This window comes from Streptomyces sp. S063 (assembly GCF_002832675.1).
Classification (GTDB): Bacteria; Actinomycetota; Actinomycetes; order Streptomycetales; family Streptomycetaceae; genus Streptomyces; species Streptomyces sindenensis.
On record NZ_CP021707.1, the window covers coordinates 4,080,203 to 4,099,774 of the forward strand.

The 19,572-nt window shown below is 72.0% G+C and carries 21 protein-coding genes; 5 read left to right on the forward strand and 16 right to left on the reverse strand.

Going from position 1 to position 19,572, the window contains the following annotated elements; translation table 11 throughout:
* Window positions 1–56: 56 nt before the first annotated feature.
* The 3 genes from CCZ36_RS18810 to CCZ36_RS18820 are packed head-to-tail and all read right to left on the reverse strand — an operon-like array spanning window position 57 to window position 2,229.
* A complete protein-coding gene (locus CCZ36_RS18810) occupies window positions 57–827 on the reverse strand; it encodes an SDR family NAD(P)-dependent oxidoreductase (protein ID WP_079149435.1) in 771 nt (256 codons plus the stop codon).
* The gene (locus CCZ36_RS18815; protein WP_128818177.1) at window positions 824–1,543 is read right to left on the reverse strand and encodes an HAD family phosphatase; all 720 of its coding nucleotides are present in this window, start codon (window positions 1,541–1,543) and stop codon (window positions 824–826) included. The genes CCZ36_RS18810 and CCZ36_RS18815 overlap by 4 nt, the downstream gene beginning before the upstream one ends.
* Window positions 1,544–1,596: 53 nt before the next feature.
* Window positions 1,597–2,229, reverse strand: a complete 633-nt coding sequence (locus tag CCZ36_RS18820; RefSeq protein WP_128818178.1) for a ScbR family autoregulator-binding transcription factor — start codon at window positions 2,227–2,229, stop codon at window positions 1,597–1,599.
* A gap of 295 nt (window positions 2,230–2,524) precedes the next feature.
* On the opposite strand from CCZ36_RS18820, the gene CCZ36_RS18825 reads away from it, so the two are divergent.
* On the forward strand, window positions 2,525–3,406 hold the full coding sequence (locus tag CCZ36_RS18825; protein ID WP_079133914.1) for a ScbA/BarX family gamma-butyrolactone biosynthesis protein: 882 nt from the start codon (window positions 2,525–2,527) through the stop codon (window positions 3,404–3,406).
* 83 nt (window positions 3,407–3,489) lie between these two features.
* Here CCZ36_RS18825 and CCZ36_RS18830 read toward each other — a convergent pair whose 3' ends face one another.
* The 10 genes from CCZ36_RS18830 to CCZ36_RS18875 form a co-directional block, all read right to left on the reverse strand.
* Window positions 3,490–4,242 (reverse strand): 4'-phosphopantetheinyl transferase family protein, encoded by a 753-nt coding sequence (locus tag CCZ36_RS18830; protein ID WP_069735577.1) that lies wholly within the window; start codon window positions 4,240–4,242, stop codon window positions 3,490–3,492.
* Between the two features lie 55 nt (window positions 4,243–4,297).
* Entirely contained in the window at window positions 4,298–4,540 is a 243-nt protein-coding gene (locus CCZ36_RS18835) for a DUF6253 family protein (protein WP_019763170.1), read from the reverse strand.
* On the reverse strand, window positions 4,537–5,352 hold the full coding sequence (locus CCZ36_RS18840; RefSeq protein ID WP_069740806.1) for a maleate cis-trans isomerase family protein: 816 nt from the start codon (window positions 5,350–5,352) through the stop codon (window positions 4,537–4,539). Before CCZ36_RS18840 ends, CCZ36_RS18835 begins: the two co-directional genes overlap by 4 nt.
* Window positions 5,353–5,411: 59 nt before the next feature.
* Complete coding sequence (locus CCZ36_RS18845) at window positions 5,412–6,131, reverse strand: transglutaminase-like domain-containing protein (protein ID WP_176734495.1); 720 nt, start codon at window positions 6,129–6,131, stop codon at window positions 5,412–5,414.
* A gap of 15 nt (window positions 6,132–6,146) precedes the next feature.
* Window positions 6,147–7,277, reverse strand: coding sequence for an acyl-CoA dehydrogenase family protein (locus CCZ36_RS18850; protein ID WP_069735575.1), 1,131 nt, complete (start codon window positions 7,275–7,277; stop codon window positions 6,147–6,149).
* Window positions 7,278–7,362: 85 nt separating this feature from the next.
* Window positions 7,363–7,737 carry an ectoine synthase gene (locus tag CCZ36_RS18855; RefSeq protein WP_069735574.1) on the reverse strand — a complete coding sequence of 125 codons (375 nt, stop codon included), beginning with the start codon at window positions 7,735–7,737 and terminating at the stop codon, window positions 7,363–7,365.
* A 92-nt stretch (window positions 7,738–7,829) separates the two neighbouring features.
* A complete protein-coding gene (locus CCZ36_RS18860; protein ID WP_069735573.1) occupies window positions 7,830–8,090 on the reverse strand; it encodes an acyl carrier protein in 261 nt (86 codons plus the stop codon).
* Complete coding sequence (locus CCZ36_RS18865; RefSeq protein ID WP_079133915.1) at window positions 8,087–9,535, reverse strand: AMP-binding protein; 1,449 nt, start codon at window positions 9,533–9,535, stop codon at window positions 8,087–8,089. Before CCZ36_RS18865 ends, CCZ36_RS18860 begins: the two co-directional genes overlap by 4 nt.
* Before the next feature lie 310 nt (window positions 9,536–9,845).
* The gene (locus CCZ36_RS18870) at window positions 9,846–10,289 is read right to left on the reverse strand and encodes a MarR family winged helix-turn-helix transcriptional regulator (RefSeq protein WP_069735571.1); all 444 of its coding nucleotides are present in this window, start codon (window positions 10,287–10,289) and stop codon (window positions 9,846–9,848) included.
* A 122-nt stretch (window positions 10,290–10,411) separates the two neighbouring features.
* Window positions 10,412–11,521 carry an IS701 family transposase gene (locus tag CCZ36_RS18875; RefSeq protein WP_237302695.1) on the reverse strand — a complete coding sequence of 370 codons (1,110 nt, stop codon included), beginning with the start codon at window positions 11,519–11,521 and terminating at the stop codon, window positions 10,412–10,414.
* A gap of 121 nt (window positions 11,522–11,642) precedes the next feature.
* Between CCZ36_RS18875 and CCZ36_RS18880 the strand changes: the two genes are divergently transcribed.
* On the forward strand, window positions 11,643–12,260 hold the full coding sequence (locus CCZ36_RS18880; RefSeq protein WP_069735569.1) for a TetR family transcriptional regulator: 618 nt from the start codon (window positions 11,643–11,645) through the stop codon (window positions 12,258–12,260).
* 67 nt (window positions 12,261–12,327) lie between these two features.
* Here CCZ36_RS18880 and CCZ36_RS18885 read toward each other — a convergent pair whose 3' ends face one another.
* Together CCZ36_RS18885 and CCZ36_RS18890 are read right to left on the reverse strand one after the other, a co-directional pair.
* A complete protein-coding gene (locus tag CCZ36_RS18885; RefSeq protein ID WP_069735568.1) occupies window positions 12,328–13,572 on the reverse strand; it encodes a serine hydrolase domain-containing protein in 1,245 nt (414 codons plus the stop codon).
* 63 nt (window positions 13,573–13,635) lie between these two features.
* Window positions 13,636–14,589, reverse strand: a complete 954-nt coding sequence (locus CCZ36_RS18890) for an aldo/keto reductase (protein WP_069735567.1) — start codon at window positions 14,587–14,589, stop codon at window positions 13,636–13,638.
* A 238-nt stretch (window positions 14,590–14,827) separates the two neighbouring features.
* On the opposite strand from CCZ36_RS18890, the gene CCZ36_RS18895 reads away from it, so the two are divergent.
* From CCZ36_RS18895 to CCZ36_RS35100, 3 genes are all read left to right on the forward strand, one after another.
* The gene (locus CCZ36_RS18895; RefSeq protein WP_069735566.1) at window positions 14,828–15,718 is read left to right on the forward strand and encodes a glycoside hydrolase family 19 protein; all 891 of its coding nucleotides are present in this window, start codon (window positions 14,828–14,830) and stop codon (window positions 15,716–15,718) included.
* 513 nt (window positions 15,719–16,231) lie between these two features.
* Window positions 16,232–17,722, forward strand: a complete 1,491-nt coding sequence (locus tag CCZ36_RS18900; protein WP_128819602.1) for a helix-turn-helix domain-containing protein — start codon at window positions 16,232–16,234, stop codon at window positions 17,720–17,722.
* Window positions 17,719–17,955 (forward strand): hypothetical protein, encoded by a 237-nt coding sequence (locus tag CCZ36_RS35100; protein ID WP_206515747.1) that lies wholly within the window; start codon window positions 17,719–17,721, stop codon window positions 17,953–17,955. Before CCZ36_RS18900 ends, CCZ36_RS35100 begins: the two co-directional genes overlap by 4 nt.
* A gap of 86 nt (window positions 17,956–18,041) precedes the next feature.
* Here the strand turns inward: CCZ36_RS35100 and CCZ36_RS18910 are convergent, their stop codons facing one another.
* Window positions 18,042–19,472, reverse strand: a complete 1,431-nt coding sequence (locus tag CCZ36_RS18910) for an FG-GAP repeat protein (protein WP_128818179.1) — start codon at window positions 19,470–19,472, stop codon at window positions 18,042–18,044.
* Between the last annotated feature and the right edge of the window lie 100 nt (window positions 19,473–19,572).

A 19,572-nucleotide genomic window follows, 5' to 3' on the forward strand; every position in this document is an offset into this window, starting at 1 on the left:
CGCGCGCCGCTGTCCTCACGAGGCGGTCCGGGCCGTCCCGGGCGTGGGCTCCGTCGTCATTTCGCCGTCCGTCCACCGTCCACCGCGAGGGCGGTCCCGGTGGTGAAGGAGGCGGCGTCCGAGCAGAGCCAGGCGGCGGCGCGGGCGATCTCGACCGGATCGGCCAGCCGCCGCTGGATGCCCTGCGAGCCGAAACCCGCGTCCACGGTGAGGCCGGTGGAGCGGAAGGAGTCCATCATCTCCGTGTCGGTGCCGCCCACCACGAGGGCGTTGACCCGGATGCCGTGCTCGCCGTACTCGGCGGCCGCCGCCCTGGTGAGGCCGATGACCGCGTGCTTCGCGGCCACATAGGGCGCCGACGCGGCGGTGGCCCGTACGCCCGCGACGCTGGACGTGTTGACGACCGCTCCGGCGCCGGCCTCCAGCATGGCGGGGATCTCGGCGCGCAGGCAGTTCCACACACCGCGCAGATTGACGTCCAGGGTGCGGTCGAAGACGTCGTCGGGGAGTTCGTGCAGGACCGTTCCGGCGCTGGCGTACCCGGCGTTGTTGAACGCGCAGTCGAGGCTGCCGAACCGGTCGACCGCCGTGGCGACGGCCCGTTCCATGTCCGCGGGGCGGGTGACGTCACCCGGTACGGCCACGGCCCGGCCGCCGTCCTTCCGGATGCGCTCGGCGACCTCCTCCACCTGGGCGGCCCGGCGGGCGACGAGCACGACGGCGGCTCCCTCGGCGGCGAAGTGGCGGCCGGCCGCGGCGCCTATGCCGCTGGAGGCGCCGGTGATCAGCGCCACCTTGCCGGACAGCAGCGGTCCGCCCGGCGTCACGCCTGTCTCTCCCGGCCGGCCGCCACGAGGGCGGGGCTCCAGAACGTGCCCGTGCTCATCTCCTGGTCGATCCGGTGCAGCAGACCGTCGTCGAGCGCGTCCAGGCGGTCGACCATGTGGCGTACGCCCGCCTCCCGCATGAGGGTGCGCTGGTGGCTGTGGGCGAAGGCGGAGGGGTGACCGACGAAGGCGGTGCCCAACGCGCGGGCCTCCTCGGCGACCCGGGCGACGTCGTCGACGAAGAGGGCCTGGGCGGGACGGAGCCCGAAGACGTCCTCGGTGATCTCCCGGAGACCGGGGCGGATGTCGTTGGTGCTGACGTAGCCGGGGCCGTCGAACAGGTGGGCGTAGCGGCCCAGATGGCGGTCGAAGTGCTCCTTGCCCAGGCCCCCGTAGCAGACCGTGCGCAGGCCCGCGCTCCGCAGCCGGAGGAGCAGGCGGTGCGTGCCCGGGGTGATCGTGACCGGGTGCCGGCCGACGTGGGCGGCGCGCTCCTCGAAGTAGGCGGCGAGCGCCGCCTCGCCCGTCATGCCGCCGCCCACGGCGGCTGCGAGCCGTTGCCCGGCTATGTGCTGCGACTGGGAGAAGACCGATCGCTCCAGCGCGGCCGAGTAGGTCCCGCCCCGGCTGACGACGAACTGGTGGATCACCGGGCTGAAGGTGTCGTTGAGCAGGACACCGTCGATGTTCAGGGCGGCCAGGCGTAAGGAAAGCATGGGGCTCCTTGAGGCTCGTTCGAGGCGGGAGGAACGGTCGGCGGGCTGAGCGGTCAGGGCGTCATCGCGGCGCCCCGGGCAGGGGTCGCGTCGGCGCGCGTGATCACGGACGGGACCGCGATGCCCGGAAGGATGAGGTTCCACATCTGCTGCGTGCGCTCGGGAAGGTCCTGGCGGCCGCTGACGACGTTGGAGTACATCTGCATCCCGGTACAGGCCGCGACCACGAACTCCGCGACCACGACCGGGTCGACGCCGGGCTGGAGCTCGCCGTCGTTCTGGGCGTCCTGGAGGCACCCGGTCATGATCGCGCGGAACTTCTCGTACGGGTCGGCGTTGGCCGGACCGCCCACGGAGGTTTGCTCGTTGGTCAGCCGGACGCCGGCCCGCAGCAGTGGATCGCGCTGGAGCTGCCACGACCAGACGAGCGTGATGTCGATGAGCCGTTGCAGGCCCCCGGCGGCCACCAGCGGGACCAGGGTCTCCGGCTGGCTGTTCATCACCGCCTTGGCGAGGTCCTCCTTGGAGCCGAAGTGGAAGTAGAGCGCTCCGGCCGTCACACCGGCGCGCTTGAGGATGCGCGTGATGCTTGCACCCGCGTAGCCGAACTCGTCGAACACCTCTGCTGCCGCGTGGAGGAGAGCGCGGCGGGTCTGCTCCGCTCGCTCCTGTTTCGGTTGTGCCATGCCCTGTCACCTTCCCAAAAAGAATGACCCTTATGTTATCCGGCCCGACCGGCGCCAGGGCAAGTCCCGTTTGTTCCAGTTAAGTTGCTTATGCATACTCCTGGACGCCAAAAAAAGTCAGGCTCGCGTTGCTCTTGACCCAGCAAAACAAAAGAAACATTATTTTTGAGTCGGCACGGGGGGTGCTCATGTCGCTCCTCTGCGCAGTCATCCGTGAGCAACGACCGATCGTGGGGGGTCCACGTTGTCTGTTTCCGTACTGAGCCGTGGCGTACAGCCGGTCCAGCAGTCTCAGGTGCACCAGTGGCAGGTGCACAAGCTCCGGGGGGAGGAAGTACTGCTCAGGACGTGGACCGAGGAAGACTCCGGACGCTTCGTGATCACGGCCCGCTGGCCGAAGGGGCACGCGTTCTACCAGCCGTCGCAGGGCGCGTACGATCCGCTGCTGCTCGCGGAGACCGTGCGCCAGACAGTGCCGCTGCTCTCCCACGCCGTGCACGGCGTTCCTCGGGAGCACAAGCAGGCGTGGGAGTGCTTAGACTTCGCGGTCGAGCCGCTGGCCGCCCTGGTCACCACCGCCGAGGACGAGGTGCGTCTGGTGGTGTCCTGCTCGGACGTGGTCCGGCGCGGCAACAGGTTCGCGGGCATGACGATGGACATCGACGTCCACCTCGGCAAGCGACTCATGGGGATCGCGCACACCCGCTTCAACGACCAGCCCGCGGCCGTCTACCGGAGAATGCGCAGGGGCTACGCGGACATCGACGCCGCACTGGAGAACCGCCTCCCGGCGGGCCCGCCGGTGGAGCCGCACCGGGTGGGCCGCGGTTCCCCGGCCGACGTGGTCCTCTCGCCGGCCCTGGGGGGCGAGAGACCCGGCCGGTGGCTGCTGCGGGTGGACACCGCCCACCCGGTGCTCTTCGACCACCCGGTCGACCACGCGCCCGGGATGCTCCTGCTGGAGGCCGCCCGGCAGGCGGCGCGCGCCGTCGGCGGGGCCACCGCAGCGGTCATCGGAATGCGGACGAACTTCGTCCGGTACGTCGAACTCGACGCTCCGGCCGTGGTCGTGGCCGGTTCCCCGGCACCCGTCGGCCCCGGCAGGCGCCGGGTGCCCGTCTCGATCGAGCAGGACGGCGTCCAGGTCTTCACCTCCGAGGTGACCATCGCCGGATGAGGGCCTGCTCCCCGGGGCCCACGACGTGACGCGGCGGGCGGTCCGTACCTCCTCGCTCGGAGGTACGGACCGCCCGCCACCGGTCAGACCGGCTCCAGCTCCGCCTCCGGCATCGGGTGCGGGAGGTCCTCGTACATGATGACGTCCACGTGCACCGACGCCGGAACGGCGAAGCTGGCCTCGTACCCGGGTGGGGCGATCAGCTGCCTCACCCGCCAGCCGAGCGGCTGTCCGGTGAGGTCGAGCCGGTTCATGACCGCCGCCATGCCCTGGCCGGTCGCCTTGGCCATGGCCTCCTTACGGGTCCACAACCGGGCGAAGTCGCGGACCAGTTCATCGGCCGGACGGCCGCCCAGCCACTGCTGTTCCCTCGGGTGGAGAAAGGGCAGATAGCCCGCCACCGACTCCGGGGTCGGATGGCACTCGATGTCGATGCCGATGGTGGCCTCGGCCACCGCGATGGCGACGTGGTCCCCGCTGTGCGACATCGAGAACTCCGGGGGTTCGCCGCCCCGGTCCGGATCACGGATGGCCGGCCTGCCGTGCGCCCCGCCGCAGCCGGGACACGGCTGCCGCAGGAAGGCGACGCCCCGGGGCGGGCAGCCGAGTGAGGAGCCGAGGACGCTGCGCAGCGCCCAGTGGGCGAAGGCGTAGGCCTCCTTGCCGGAGCGCTGCGGTATCGCGGCCAGCCGGCTCCGTTCCTTCTCGTCGAGCCAGCCGGGCGGTGACCCGTCGGGCGGCAGCCGCTGCCCGGCCGGGGCCCGGACGATCCAGACGCCCACCTGGTCGCGGACCTCCCCCGGGGGCGCGTCGGACCACTTGAGGTCGTGTGTCATGTCGATACGGCTCCTGATGTGGCGGGGACCCGGCCGGCCCCCGCCACGGGTCGGATCAGGCGGTTGCTGCGAGCAGCGGCCACGGGCCGGTCGTGGCGTACTGTTCCAGACCCTCGGCGGCGAGATAGCGCCGGAACCCCGGCACCTGCTCCGCCGGGCGCAGTGCCCCGCGGTACAGCACCAGGCCGCGCACGCCGTTGTCGTCGTCGTGCCAGCACACCAGGGGCATGTGGTACTCGGGGGTGTCGCAGGTCTCCTGCACGGCGGCCTGGTAGCCGTACGCGGGCAGCAGGCTCATCCGGTCACGCTCCCGGGTTCCGGGCGGACGCCGAACAGGGCGCCGTAGTCGCTGATCCGCGCGGCCGCCTCGGTACCGCCGGCGAGGTGCAGCGCGTGCCAGAAGAGCACCTGGTTGGCGGTCAGGACGGGGAAGCCGATCCGCTCCTCCAGGCCCGCGATGGTGCCCACGGCGCGGATGCCGTTGCCGGCGACCAGGACCGCCTGCGGCTTCTGCGGGGCGACGGTGGACTCGATCCACTGCACCAGGGCCTCCGGGGTGATCAGCTTCTGGTTGCTGGGGAGACCGCAGGGGGCGTGGTGGACGACGTCGAAGCCGCGCTCGCCGAAGTAGGAGGCGCCCAGGGCGGACAGCTCGTCGTCGAACCACGGCGGGTTGACCAGCGCGATCCGCTCGGCCCCCAGGGCCCGGAAGCCGGCCGTGGCCGCGTGGGTGGTGCCGGTGAGCGGGATGCCCCGGGTCCGCTCGGCGAGCCGCTCGAAGAGCTTCTGCTCGCCGTCGGCGCCCAGGACGTAGGCGGAGCTGGTGAACCCCAGGGCGATGGAGTCCAGCGGGGAGGCGGCGAGCAGTTCGACCGCGTCGTCGATGAAGGGCGGGTCGATGAAGGCGCGCACCGGGTCGTGCGGGATCTTGGGGTCCATCTCGCCACCGGGCCGCATCGCCCCGAAGTGGACGCGGGAGCCGTGGATGTAGACATCGCGCGGGGCCATGGCCTGGAGCTCGGACTCCGGCCCGACGTCCGCGTGCGGAACGACGACACCGACGCGGGCGACGGCGCCCCAGCCGTCCTCTCGGGCCTGGAACTGCGTCATGGGGTGCTTCTCCTCTTCTTCTGCCGTTCTTCTCTGCGGGGGAGGGGGGAGGGGAGGGCTCAGTTCGCCTCGTCGGCCAGCGAACCGCCGCTGACCGTGCCGGTGCCGTCCGCGTCGAGGAACTTCGGGTGCTTGCGGCGCATGTTGTCCAGGACGAACTCGTACGGCACGTCGTCGAAGTCGCCGTGATCGGTGAGGAACTCCATGCTCTGCCGCCCCTGGGCGTCGAAGGGGTGGTAGAGGCTGTCCGAGCGTCCGTCGAACTCCAGCGGGGTCATGCCGTACAGCCGGCACAGGAGCTTGTTGAAGACCGGGGTCACCTGAAGCCAGCGGCCTTCGAGATACACGGTGACCAGGCCGTGGAAGAAGACGTCGCCGCCTATGTAGGAGCGCAGCCGGTCGGAGGCGAGGTGGTTGCGGACGTCGCTGTAGTGCAGCCGGGCCGGGATGCCGACGGAGCGGCAGGCGGCGGCGTAGAGCACGGACTTGTGCAGGCAGAAGCCCTTGCCGCCGGTGATGATGCTGGACGCCTTCAGCCCCTCGGGCGAGAGGTCGGCGCCGTAGACCTCGTAGTGGATGCCGTCGCGCACCGCGTAGTAGAGGGCGACGGCGAGTTCGACCTGGCCGGCCTTCTCGCGGTCGATCCCGTCCAGGGCCTTGTCGACGAAGGCGCGCACGGTCCCGTGCTCGTGGTCGAGGAAGTCGGTGGCCGCGGTGAGGCGGTCCAGGTCCTCGGGGGCCGGGGGTGCGGAGACGGTGTCGGTCAGGGTGTCGGTCATGGCGGATACCTCTCGTCACAGGCCCATCAGGGCGGCGATGCAGTTGCGCTGGATCTCGTTGGTGCCGGAGTAGATGGAGCCGGAGGTGGCGTTGCGCAGCTCGCGCTCGATGCCGGTGTCGGTCAGATAGCCGCGGGCGCCGAAGATCTGGATGGCGTGCTGGGCGGTGAGCTGGTTGGCCTCGCTGACCACGATCTTGGTGGCGGCCACGTCCAGCGAGGCGTCCGTGCCCTGCTCGACCTTGCGCCCGGTGTCGTACAGCCACTTCCGGGCCGTCTCCACGGCGATCCTCATGTCCGCGATCTTGTGGGAGACCGCCTGGTTCTTGCCGATGGCGCTGCCGAACTGCTGGCGCGTGGTGGCGTGTTCGACGACGCGCTTGAGACGGTGGGTCATCTCTCCGAGGTTGACGGCGAAGGAGAAGAGGACCTCCCGCTTCATCACGTAGTCCATGATCAGGAAGCCGGCTCCCTCGCTGCCCAGCCGGTTGGCGGCGGGCAGCCGGACGTTCTCCAGCGTGACCTCGCTGATGGGTGAGGTGCGCAGCCCCATCGTCTCCAGCGGCTCGCCGATCTTCAGGCCGGGCGTGGAGCGCTCGGCGAGGAAGGTGCTCAGTCCGAAGGCGCCCGGCTTGCCGGTACGGACGTACAGCAGGAAGAGGTCGGCGACGGGGGCGTTGGTGATGAACATCTTGCCGCCGTCGATCACGTACTCGTCGCCCTCGCGGACCGCGGTGGTCCGGATGTTCATGACGTCGGAGCCGTGGCTCGGCTCGGTGATCGCGTGCGCCGTGATGGCCTCGCCGGAGGTGACCCGCGGCAGGTACCGCGAGCGCAGCTCCTCGGAGCCGAACGCCTGGAGCGGGATGCCGACGCTGACGATCTGGGTGGACGCCGAGAAGTTGAGGCCGGCGTCCCGGCTGGTGTGGCCGAGGCCCTCCAGCGCGGACATGGTCTCGGTGAGCGTCCGGCCGGCGCCGCCGTACTCCGGGGCGAAGGGGAGGGTGAAGAGGCCCGAACGCTGGAGCGGCTTCCACTTCTCGCGGGGGAACTCGCCGGCCCGGTCCCAGCGGGCGACGTCGTCGTTCAGCTCGTCGCCGTACGGCGCTGTGACGCCGTAGGTGTCTGTGTCCTTCTCTGCTGCCATGAGGGCTCTGCCTTGCCTTTCGCCGGTCGCGGGGTGAGCCGGGTGCGGGGCCGCGCCGTCGCGGCCCCGCACCCGGCGGCGGTGATCAGTAGCGGGAGAAGCCGTCCTCGGAGAGCGAGTGCTTCTCGTCGCCCCGCAGCGCCGGGCTGAAGACGGAGACGAGGAGCAGGTCCTCGTCGTCGGAGGCGAGCAGGTGGTGGGCGTCGTGCTGGTCCAGGGCGTAGATGGTGCCGGTCTTGATCTTGTGGCGGACGCCTTCGGTGGTGACGACCTCGCCCGAGCCGCCTATGCAGTAGCAGGCCTCCAGGTGACCGAGGTACTGAAGCCCGCTGGAGGTGCCCTTGCGGACCAGCGTCTCGCAGACGGTGAAGCCCATACCGTCGGCCTCGGTGAGCAGGCGGTGGCTGGTGCCGCTGCCCCACTCGACCGCGGGGACGTCGGAGAGAGAACGGACGATCATGGAAGTACTCCTGTCATCGTTGTGTTCTGGACGTGTGCTGGTGCGCTGGAGCGTGTGGGGGGGGCGGGCGGTGCGGGGGTGGAGCTGTGGGGTCAGACGGAGGCCGGGGCGGCCTGCTCGACGAAGCGGCGGATGTCCGCGAGCGTGCGGTAGGCGGCCGGCTCCAGGGGGATGTCGTCGACGGGGATGCGGTAGGTCTCGGATATCCAGGAGATGAGGCGGACCAGGCCGAGGCTGTTGACGACGGTGCTCTCGATGAGGTCGAAGTCGTCGGTCAGGTCCTCGGCGTCCTCGCCGGCGAGGAACTCGCTGACGATGTAGGCGCGGATCGGGTCGCTGGCGGTGGTGCTCATGAGGTGTCTCCGTTCAGTCGGTTCTTCTTGATCGAGTTACGGTCGGGCTTGCCGGTCGGGGTCTTCGGCAGCGGTGTGCCGGCGAGCCCGACCGAGCTGGGCACGGCGTGCCGCGGCAGGTGCTTCGCCGCGTACGCCCGCAGTCCCAGCGAGCTGAGGGAGGCCCCGTCCCGGCGCACCACTTCGGCGTGCAGCCGGTTGCCGGCCTCGGGGCAGGGCAGGGCGACGACACAGGCCTCGACGACGTCCGGGTGGGCGCCGAGGACGGTCTCGACCTCCATGGTGTTGGTGCGCACGCCGCGCACCTTGACCTGGAAGTCGGTGCGTCCCTGGAGGAAGTAGCGGCCGTCGGCGTCGCGGTGGACGAGGTCGCCGGTGCGGTAGAACATGGCGCCGCCGCCGCGCGGGTCGGGCATGAAGGCGCGGGCGTTACGGGCCTGTTCGAGGTAGCCGCAGGTCTGGAAGGGGGTGTGCACCAGCAGTTCGCCGGTGCCCGGCCCCTGGAGGACCTCGCTGCCCTCGGGCCCGTCGATCAGCAGGACCGCGTCGGTGCCGTCGACCGGGGTGCCGATGGGCAGCGGATGGACGTACGCGTCGGGGTCGATGTCCTCGATGAAGCTGTCGTTGGTCTCGGTGCAGCCGAAGACGTTGTGGAAGCGGGCGCCCGGGCAGGAGGCGAACGCGTCCCGCAGCCCCTGCTCGGAGACGGCCTCCCCGGTGAAGACGACCGTACGGACCGCCGGGTAGCGAGCCCCTTCCGCGGCCAGCAGCCGGTGGAGGAGGGGCACCCCCTGGACGAGGGTCACCTCGTGGGCGAGGGTCAGTTCCCGCAGATAGCCGGCGTCCCCGCTGGCCCCGGCGTCGGCCAGCACGACCGTGCCGCCGGCCTCCAGGACCGTCCAGACGTCGAGGAGCGCCAGGTCGAAGTTGAGAGGCGAGAAGCTCAGCGCCCGGGTCGTGCCGTCGATCCCGAACTTCCCGGTGGCCCAGTCGGCGAACCGGTCGAAGGCATGGGTGCGGATCGGGACGAGCTTGGGTACGCCGGTGGACCCGGAGGTGGTGAGGGTCAGCAGGGACTCGGCGGGGTCGGGGACGCTGAAGCCGTCCGCCGCCGCGGGGTCCGTCTCCTCCCGCACCAGGCTCACACCGCCGCCGGGGACCGCCGTGGCCGTCAGCGGGCCGTGGGCCTGGGCGGTGAGCGTGGCCAGGGCGGCGGCGCCCAGACCGGGGGAGGGGACCAGGGTGTTGATCCCCTGACGCCAGGCCGCCAGCAGCAGGGCGATGGTCTCCGGTGACTTGTGGGCCGGGACGCACAGGGCGCGGACGGATCCGAAGCCGGCGCCGTCCAGGTCGGCGGTGGCGCGGCGGGTCAGCCGCTCCAGCTCCGCGTAGCTGACCCGCTCGCCGGCGGCGACGAGTGCGGTGCTGTCGGGCTGTTCCTGCACATGTCTGCTGAAGGCCTGTAACAGGCGAGGCGATGGCAACGGTCCCCCTCGGTGGATGGGCGATCTCACGGCGGGATCCGGCCGTGCGAGTGAGCCGCGCGGTCCGACTGCGAGATCCGGCTGCGAGGCCGCGAGATCTGGCTACGAGAGAGAACCTACGCGGTTCTATTTGCATGGTCAAGCAAATAGATTGGGCGTTCGTGTGATCCAGGCCACACCCCTGTCGCCTTCGAAGGAAGCCCGAACATGCAAAGGACGGCGGGAGGCGGCCGGGTTGCCCCGGCCGCCTCCCGCCGTCCTCGTGGTCGTGTCAGGCGGCGCTGCGCAGCGCCTGCACCGCCCGGGCGAGCTGGGCGTCGGTGCTCGCGGTGTTGAGGGCCGAGCTGAGGACGTCGGCGTACGTGGCGCGGGCTTCCTGGTAGCGCTTGCGGCCTTCTTCGGTGATGACGGCGAAGACGCCGCGCTTGTCGTCGGCGCAGCTGTCCTTGTAGGCGTAGCCGGCGCTGTCCAGCCGTCCCACCAGGCGTGTGACCGAACTCTGGCCCAGGCCGATGTGGTCCGCCAGTTCCTGCATGCGGCACTCGCCCTTCTCGGCCTGGTGGAGGGTCTCCAGGGCCCGGTACTCGGACAGGCCGACCCCGTAGCGGCGCTGGAGGGTGTGTGCGAGCTGGCGTTCCACGAAGGCGTGCAGACCGAGAACGGCCTCCCACATGGTCTGATCGGAGGCGGCGCGTGGCTGCTGGTTGATCGTCATGGAACAGCTCCCCTTCTCGACTGCGATACCAACAAGATACATGCCCATGCAATCATTTGGGGAGGGCTGGTGCCTGCGGGAGCGGGTGCTGGCCGATATTTACTTGTATGCGCAATGAAGAGTCAGGGGTTCATGCCTTCGAGAGTGGCACACGTGTAGGCGGCCGAGACGAGTGTCATGTGCCGGTGCCAGCCGGGGAAGGAGCGGCCCTCGAAGTCGAGCAGGCCGAAGTCCTCGCCCATGCGCCGGACCGCGGACTCCGCGCCCCGGGGCGAGTGGGCCAGCTCCAGCAGTTCGGCCGGATGGCGGTCGGTGATGTTGGTCAGCCAGATCCGGCCCGGGCGCCCCGCGTCCGCGTCCCACTCGGCCAGCAGCCGGCCGGGCCCGTGGGTGCTCTCGCCGCTCGGGCGGAGCCCGGGCACGGGGGTCTCGTACGAGATGATCCGGCGGCCCGCCCCCGCCGGGTGCCGCACCCCGCGGCGCAGCAGCAGCGCCCGCGCCGACGGCCGCTCACCCGGCGGCAGTTCGGCTGCGCCGATGGCGGTCTGGCCCGGGACGGCGAGCACGAAGGAGTGCCCGCTGCCCTGGAGTCGCCGCGCCAGCTGCGGGGTGTCGCACAGGGCTGTCAGGTCGGCCACCACGGGCGCGGTCTCCCCGTCCGTCCAGGACGTCATCTCCTGGACCAGCTGCAGGGCGTGGTCCCCCGGTGACTGCGGCCGGGCCGTCGCCGGGATCTTCGCCCGGTCCCGTACGGCTGGGTCCTGGGTGAAGCGCGGCGGCAGGAAGAGCTGCCAGTCGACCGGGAGGTGTGCCTGCCCGGTGTTCAGGAAGAGGCCCAGCCCCAGCTGGCAGTTGACGGTGCGCCCCGACTCCGGCAGGAAGCGCTGGTGCACGCCGGGCGAGTGGTTCCCCCGCTTGGGCAGCACCGTCGGCGCCAGGGTCCAGCTCCGCACCGGCAGCGACCGGGTGGCCCAGCGGGCCAGCCGGCCGCGGACCGGGGCCCACTCCCAGGGGCTGGCGTTCACGAACTGGTGCAGCGACGACGACGTCGCCTCGGAGCCGGTCACGGTGGCGGCCATGCGCCGCACGGTCTTCTTGCCGTGCGTACGCAGCAGGCCCTGTAAGTACACATGCCCCCAACGCTGCTGGTCGGAGCGGTGCAAGTGGCCGAAGAGGAGGCGGGACAGGTCGTCCAGCGCTCGGCCCGTCGCCATCTCGGGCGTTTCGTGCATCGTCGTCACTGCAAGTCCCTCCCAGGTGAGCGTCGCTGAGCAGACTAACAAACATAGAGAATGTTCGTTATATTTCTGAGGGAGAAGAGTGGCGACTTACCGAGGTTCAAGGAGAAGGCGCATGCAGGAACGGGCGGCCAGGACCCGACAGGCCGTGCTGGAGGCGGCGGCCGAGGAGTTCGCCGAGCGGGGTTACGAAGGCGCCTCACTCCAGCGGGTGGCCTGTCGGGCCGAGACCTCGATCGGCGCTCTGACCTTCCACTTCAGGAACAAGACCGCCCTGGCCGAGGAGGTGCGGCTCACCGGACGTGCGCGCTTCGACCGCTCCCTGGCGGGACTCGCCCCCGCCGCCGACCCGTTACGGGAGCTGCGGGTCCTGATCGGCACGCTGGCCCGGCTGGCGCGCGAGGACCGCTTCGTCCGCGCCGTACGCCGCCTGGAAGCCGGTCCGCCGGACAGCGCTCCGCCGTTGGCCGAGACCTGGATGCCCGTCCTCCGTGCCGTGCTCGACCGGGCCCACGGTGCCCGGCGGCTCCGCCCGGGCGTCGCGCCCGAGGAGGCGGAGGCCATGCTGGCGCACCTGGCGGAGGGGGTGATGGCCGCCCCCGGCACGCCCCGGAGCGCGGCGGGGGGCGCGGTCTGGGACTCCGTCTGGGACGTCGTCCTGCACGGCCTCGCCGCGGACCGGGGCGAGGGGTCCGTCCGCGACGACCGGGAGCCTTCGCGGGCGGAGAGCTGACGGGCCCCGGCCCGACGGCGGCCGGGGCCCGTCTCGCACCGCTCCCGCCGGCGGGCCGGCGGATTCCTCAGCCCGCCCGCAGCGACCGGTCCACCGCGTCGGCCACCTCGTCCAGCAGCCGGGCGCCCGGGCCCGCCGTCAGCCGGCCGCGGACCCAGGCGGCGCCGGTCCGGGCCCGGGGCCAGGCCTGGTAGGTGACCGACCCGGGGCCCTGGTGGCCGAAGGCGCCGGAGCGGACGGCCGGGTGCAGCCCGTCGTCGAGGAGCTGGAGGCCGCCTTCGCCGTAGGCGCTGACCCCGCCGAGCAGCGGGTCCAGGCCCTCGGCCCAGAAGCTCCGCGCCTGGTCGAGCGTGCGCCGCGACAGCAGCAGCGGCTCCTCGCCCGGAGCCCGTACGGCGTCGGCGGCCAGGACGCCCTGGAGCCGGGCGAGGCCGCGGGCCGACGCGTACGCCCCCAGCGAGGGGATGACCGCGTAGCGCCGCCGGCTCTCGCTCCACACCCCGGCGTCCGCCGGGAACGGGCACGGGTTGTTCCACACCCGCCCGGACAGCTCCGCCGCGCCGCTGTCCTCCCCGCCGTCCGGCGCCGGGAAACGGGAGCGGAAGTCCGCCCCGTACGAGATGCGGGCGGTGTGCGGCAGTTGGTCGGGTACGAGACCGAAGTGGACGTCCAGGCCCAGGGGGCCGGCGATCTCCTCCAGGAAGAACAGGTCGAGATCGCGGCCGTCGACCCGGCGGACCACCTCCGCGACGATCCACCCCGCGGTCCACGGGCTGTGCAGCACGCCCCCGGCCCGGGGATCGTCCTCCAGGCCGTGCAGTTCGAGGAGCGCGGCCATCATGCGCGGGTTCTCCACGTCCCGCTGGTCGAGCCCCGCCTCCACGGCCGGGAGCCGGGCGGTGAAGGTCAGCACGTCCCGCAGCGTCACCGCGCTCTTGCCGCGCGTCGCGAACTCCGGCCAGTACTCCGCGACCGGCCGGTCCAGGGCGAGCGCGCCCATGTCGGCGAGGAGCAGGACCGTCGTGGCCAGAACGGCGTGGGAGCCCGTCAGCAGCGGTACGAGGGTGTCGCCGCTCCACGCGGTCCCGGTGACCGGATCGGCGGTGCCCTGCCACAGGTCGACCACCAGTTCACCGTCCTGGACGACGGCGAGCGCGGCTCCCCGGGTTCTCGGGGGGCCCGCTTCCCGGCAGGCCTGTTCGAAGGAGTGGCGCACCGAGGCGAACCCGGACGCCGTGGTGCCGTGGACGTCGGCGGTCGCCGCCCGCGGCCGGGGCCGCGGGAGGACCTGCCGTACCAGTGAGGTCGTCATGTCAGGAACTCCAGAAGTGGTGGAGAGTCGGGGGCAGCGGTGCTCGGGTGGTCCGGGCCGGGCTCACACCTCGGCGGACCCTGCCGGATAGGGCAGGAACTCCAGGTCGGTCAGGTCCTGTTCGGTCAGCCGGACGCGGGCCCCGCCGAGGTTCTCCGCGAGGTGGTACGACGCCCGGGTGCCGGGCAGCGGCACCACGTGGTCACCGAGCCGGAGCAGCCACGCCAGGGCGACCTGGGCCGGGGTGGCCTCGTGCCGGGCCGCCACCTGTGCGACGGCCTGTGCGAGGGCGTGGTTGTGGCGGATGGCCCGCGGGGCGAAGCGCGGCTGGGTGTGCCGCCAGTCGCCCGGCGGCAGGTCCTCGGGGCGGGACAGCGCGCCGGTCAGCAGACCGCGCCCGAGCGGGGCGCCGGCCAGCAGGGCGATCCGTCGCTCCACCGCGTACGGGACGACGTCGTCGAGGCCGCACCGCGTGAACAGGGAGACCTCTGCGCCGATCGCCGCCGCCTCGTGCACGGCCTCGGCCTCTCGGGCCTGCTCCACGGTCACGACGGGCAGCCCGAGCATGCGGATCTTGCCCGCCCAGACCTGCTCGGCCAGCGCGCCCCAGCTTTCGGTCAGCGGGACCGCGGGGTCGATCCGGCGCAGGAGATAGAGGTCGATGTGATCCACCTCCAGCCGGCGCAGGCTCTCGTCGACCGCGTCCCGCAGTGCCTGCGGTCCGCCCGCAGGCCGCAGCACCCCGTCCGGGTTGCCCAGCAGGCCGCCGCCGGTGCAGAGCACCACCTCGTCCCGTCGGCCGCGGATGGCCTCGCCGATCAGCCGCTCGTTCTCGCCGTCCGCGTAGGCGTCGGCCGTCTCGACCAGGTTGACCCCGAGGTCGACCGCCTCCTGGACGAGTGACACCGCCTTGGTCCGGTCCCTCGTTCCGGGGGCGTAGCGGTACGAGAGGCCCATGGCTCCCAGTCCCAGCCGGCCGACGACCGGCCCGTCCCTGCCCATCGTTGTGGTCCGCATCCCGGGCGAACCCCCTTCTCCACAGAGGAATGTGACCCCCTCATGGCAGCAGCCCGAGAAGCCGGAGCACAGCATTCCGTTCCTACTTGCCGACCTTCGACGACTTCGGCAAGTCCGGCGGCTTGTCACAAAAGATGGTCTAGACCTTGACAGGTCCAGACCATCTTCGCTTGGGTGTCGGGCACCCCCACAGCGGCGCACGGCCGGACGTAGCGCCGCGTCCAAGGAGTGTGATCACGTGATCCGACGTGTCATGAGCCTGCTCGTCGCGCTCGGCGCGGTCGTCGCGGCGCTCGTCGTCCTTCCCGCCGCCACTGCCCAGGCCGCCACCTGCGCGACGGCCTGGAGCTCCTCCGCCGTGTACACGAACGGTGGCTCTGTCTCGTACAACGGCCGTAACTACACGGCCAAGTGGTGGACCCAGAACGAGCGCCCGGGTTCGTCGGACGTATGGGCCGACAAGGGCGCCTGCGGTACCGGCGGGGGCGGTGAGGACCCGGGCCAGTCCAACGGATTCGTCGTCAGTGAGGCCCAGTTCAACCAGATGTTCCCGAACCGGAACCCCTTCTACACCTACCGGGGCCTGACCGACGCCCTCAGCGCCTACCCGGCCTTCGCCAACACCGGCAGCGACGAGGTCAAGAAGCGCGAGGCCGCGGCCTTCCTCGCCAACGTCAGCCACGAGACCGGCGGGCTGTACTACATCAAGGAAGTCAACGAGGCGAACTACCCGCACTACTGCGACGCGAGCCGGCCCTACGGCTGCCCGGCCGGCCAGTCCGCCTACTACGGCAAGGGCCCCATCCAGCTGAGCTGGAACTTCAACTACAAGGCGGCCGGTGACGCGCTCGGCATCGACCTGCTGAACAACCCCTATCTGGTCGAGCAGAACGCCGCCATCGCCTGGAAGACCGCCCTCTGGTACTGGAACACCCAGTCCGGCCCCGGCACCATGACCGGCCACAACGCCATCGTGAACAACGCCGGCTTCGGCGAGACGATCCGCTCCATCAACGGTGCGATCGAGTGCAACGGCGGCAACCCGGCCCAGGTCCAGAGCCGGATCAACAAGTTCACGCAGTTCACCCAGCTGCTCGGCACGACCACGGGCCCGAACCTGAGCTGCTGACTCCAGGCCCTCGACGGAACCCGAGGACCCCACCCGAGCGGGGGGTGTGTCCGGCGCGAGCCGGGGCGCACCCCCCGTCCCGGCGTCCGGCCCCCGTCACACCAACTGCGGCCGCACCGACATCAGCAGATGCCGGTGGGTGTCCGGTCCACCACCGCCACGGCCGGGTCCTGACAAGGGGACCCGGCCCCGGTGCAGCTCGTGCGCGGCCCACGCGCCCCGACATGCGGGAACGCGGCAACCGGCGACAGCGACCACCCCCGTGAGCCGCTGCCGCCGCGTTCCCGCGTTCCCGTGTCCCGGCCTCCCCCGTCCTCCCCCGACGTGCCGGAACACGTTCGGACGATAGATCGGGGGGTAGGGGCACCGGGAGGTTCAATGCGCCCAATGGGGCGGCCGCCGGGGTATCGGTCCGCACAGTCAGAATGGCCGGATCACCGGTGATACGGCTGTGTCCTGGGCGGAACGGGGGGACTGATGCGTTCAGGGGAGCGTGCGGACGATCTTCTGCGGATGCACCGGCTGGCGCGCACCGGCGGCACGGCCGGGCTGCTGCGCTGGCTGGCCGGGCGGACCGAGGGCTGGGCCGGGCTCGTCGGGCCGGACGGGACGGTGCTGCATGCCGCGGCCCGTACGGCGGGGGCGATGGTCCCCGATGTCGCGGGGCTGGTCGCCGAGGGGGCGAGCGCCCTCACCGAACGCGGGGTCCAGGCGTATTCCGTGGACACGGGTGCGTACACCGCCCTGTTCTTCCCCCTCGGCGTCTCCCCTCCGGGCGTCGCCGACCCCGCCGCTCCCGTGCTCGCCGTCGTCACGCCCCGGCCGGTGGCCGCCGGGCTCGCCATGCTGCTGGCCGACGTGGTGCTGCCGCTGTCCCTGTGCCTCCGGGCCGAGACGCTGGAGCGCAAGCGCCGCCGGGTGGACCTCGCCGAGTCCCGGGGCCGCGAGGCGGTACTGCACCTGCTGATGACCGGTCAGCTCTCCATCGCCCAGCAGGTCGCCGGTGCGCTGCGCCCCCGGCTCCCCGACCCGGTGCGGGTGTGCGTCGTGGAGTGCTCCGGCGGCGACCGCGACGAGGTGGCCCGGGTCTGCGTGGACGCGGACGGCGGCCGTTCCTGGATCGTGCGGTGCCCCGTCTACGCCAGCCACCTCATCCTGGTCATGCCCGCGGAGGAGAAGCGGCCGGAGCCGGGGGCCGTCCCGACCGACGAGGCCGTCGCCGCCCGGGTGGGCGACTGCGTGGTGGGCGTCAGCGAGCCCGTGCCGCTGGCCGATACCGCGACCGGCTACCGCCAGGCCTTCCACGCCCTGGCCGTCGCCCGCGAACTGCCCGGCCGGCATGCCCGGTTCGGGGTCTCGCCGGATCCCGCACTCGTCGTCGGACCGGCCGGCCGCCGGTGGGCGGACGAGCTGCTGAACCCGCTCCTGACCCATGTCCCGCGCCGCGCGCAGGACCCCGGCAGCCAGGAGCTGCTGGCCACGGCCACCTCCTGGCTGGCGTTCTCGTCGCACGCGACCGACCACCTCAAGGTCCACCGCAACACCCTCGCCGCCCGGTTGCGGCTCATCGGCGAGCTGCTCGGCCTCGATCTGCACCGGCTGGCCGACCAGGCCGCCCTCGACCTGGCACTGCGCGTCCGCGCCACCCCCGCCCCGGCGTGCACCCCCGAGGTCCCGTCGCCGGCCCCGCCGGTCCCGCACGCCTCCGGTACGTCAAAGGCGGCGGGCGGCCTCGACGCGATCCTGTGCCGCCCCGCCGTGCGCGACTGGGCCGACCAGCAACTGGCCCCCGTTCTCGGCGCGGAGGAGACCCTGCGCACCTGGTTGCGGTGCGAGGGCCGCCTCGGCCCGGCCGCCGCCGAGCTGGGCATCTCCGTACCCGGGACCCGTAAACGCCTCACCCGGCTCGAAACGGTGCTCCAGCGCTCCCTGCTGCGCCCCCCGAGCGCCCGCTACGACCTGTGGCTGGCGCTGAGGTCCCGGGACCTCAGCGCCGGTGGGTGAGAGGGGTCAGGGAGTACACCACCTCACCGCCCCGGCGCGTACTGGTGACGAGCGTCGCGGTGCGCAGCACCGAGGCGTGCTTGCTCGCCGTCCCGCTCGACACACCGATCCGCCGGGCCGGTTCGCCCGTCGCGCACGGCGAGGACAGCGCGCACAGGGCCATGGCCCTCCAGGCGGGCTACTACCGCGGCCTCGACATCACGCCGGTCAACTCCATCAAGCTGACCAGGTGACACGGACCCGGTGACACCGGCCGGGTGACACGGCGGCGCGGGAACTCCCCGAGATCCCGCGCCGCCTTCCCGTACGACGGGGCGGGCTAGTGCCGGTGGTCGCCACCCAGGTACAGCCAGTCGCCGCCGGAGAGCCCGAGAGAGCCCGGGCCGAAGGACGCCGACGACGTGTAGAGAGGCAGCCCGGACTTGCCGCCGGGCAGGACCCACACCGCGCCCCGGCCGTTCTCCTGTGCCGCGCCCACCACGACGTCGGGCCGTCCGTCCTTGTTCAGGTCCCCGGCGCTCACCGTCGCGCCGAACCGGTCCCCGGCCTCCACCGCGCCCGGCACCCCGGCGGTGCCCTGCGTGAACGCGTAGGAGCCCGATCCGAGTTGACCCGTACGGCGGCCAGGAATGACCACGACGCCCCCGGCGTCCGCCTTCTTGCCGATCGCCTCGCCGGGCGTCCCGACGATGATCTCGGCCGCGCCGTCCTTGTTCAGGTCGGCCACCGCGACCGACGCCCCGAACGCGTCGTCGCGCTCCCCGCCGCCGGGCACGCCCGCCGTGTCCTGGTGGACGGTCATCGGTGCCTTGTCGTACGCCACACCCGTCTTCGACCCGAACCACACGTGCACCGCCCCGCCGAGGTGGCCGATGGGCCCCTCCACCGGGTGCGGGTCGTCGGGGTCGCCGAGCACGACGTCCCCGTAGCCGTCCCCGTTGACGTCCCCCACCGCAGCGATGAGCCCGTCGCCGCCGTGCAGCCGGTTCGGCCTCTCCATGGAGGAGTTCACGTACACCGGCCCGCCGCTCCAGCCTCCCATGCGGCCGTTGACGAGAACACGGTCGGCGGCCTTGTCGCCGTTCAGGTCCCCGTACGCGGCGGCGTTCATGTAGCCGGTCTCGTCGTGCAGGTAGGACGAGGCGGCGACCTGCCCGGTCCGCTTGAACGGCCCGTTCAGACGCGTGGCGTTGTTGTTGTTCACCACGAGGACCTGCGCCCCGTCGGGGCCTGACCAGGCGGCGACGTCCCGCCCCGCCTGCCCCTGCTGTTCCAGCAGCGTCGGCAGCGCCACGCCGGAAACCGGGCCCGGTTTCCCGCCCCACAGCACCACGACTGCTCCGGCCGACCGCGTGGAGCCGATCTTCTCCTGCGGCGATCCGACGACGATGTCCGCGAACCCGTCCTTGTCGAGGTCCGCGAGGGCGATCGACGCCCCGAAGGAGTCGCCCTCCTCGGCCGCCCCCGGTACGCCCGGCGAGTTCTGCGTGATCACGGCCCGCTTGGCGGCGGAGACGCCTTTGGCCGACCCGTAGAGGACGACGATCGCGCCGGCGTACGCCTTTCCGGCGACGGTGGCGCCGGGCGCGGGGAGGACGATGTCCCCGTATCCGTCCCCGTTGATGTCGTGCGGGACCGGCAGCGCCGTGGCCCCCGCCGGTCCTCCGGACAGCGTGGTCGCGGCGACGGTCATCGCGGCGGTCGCGGCCAGCGCGGCGAAACGTCTGGTCCGAGCGGTGTGTCCTGCCATGTGCGTGGTGCCCCCCACCTGTGAGTTGCCTATGTACGAGGGATATTCAGCCACGAGCCCTCGTGCGTCCGTCACGCGGGGCCCTCTGATCACCGTGCGC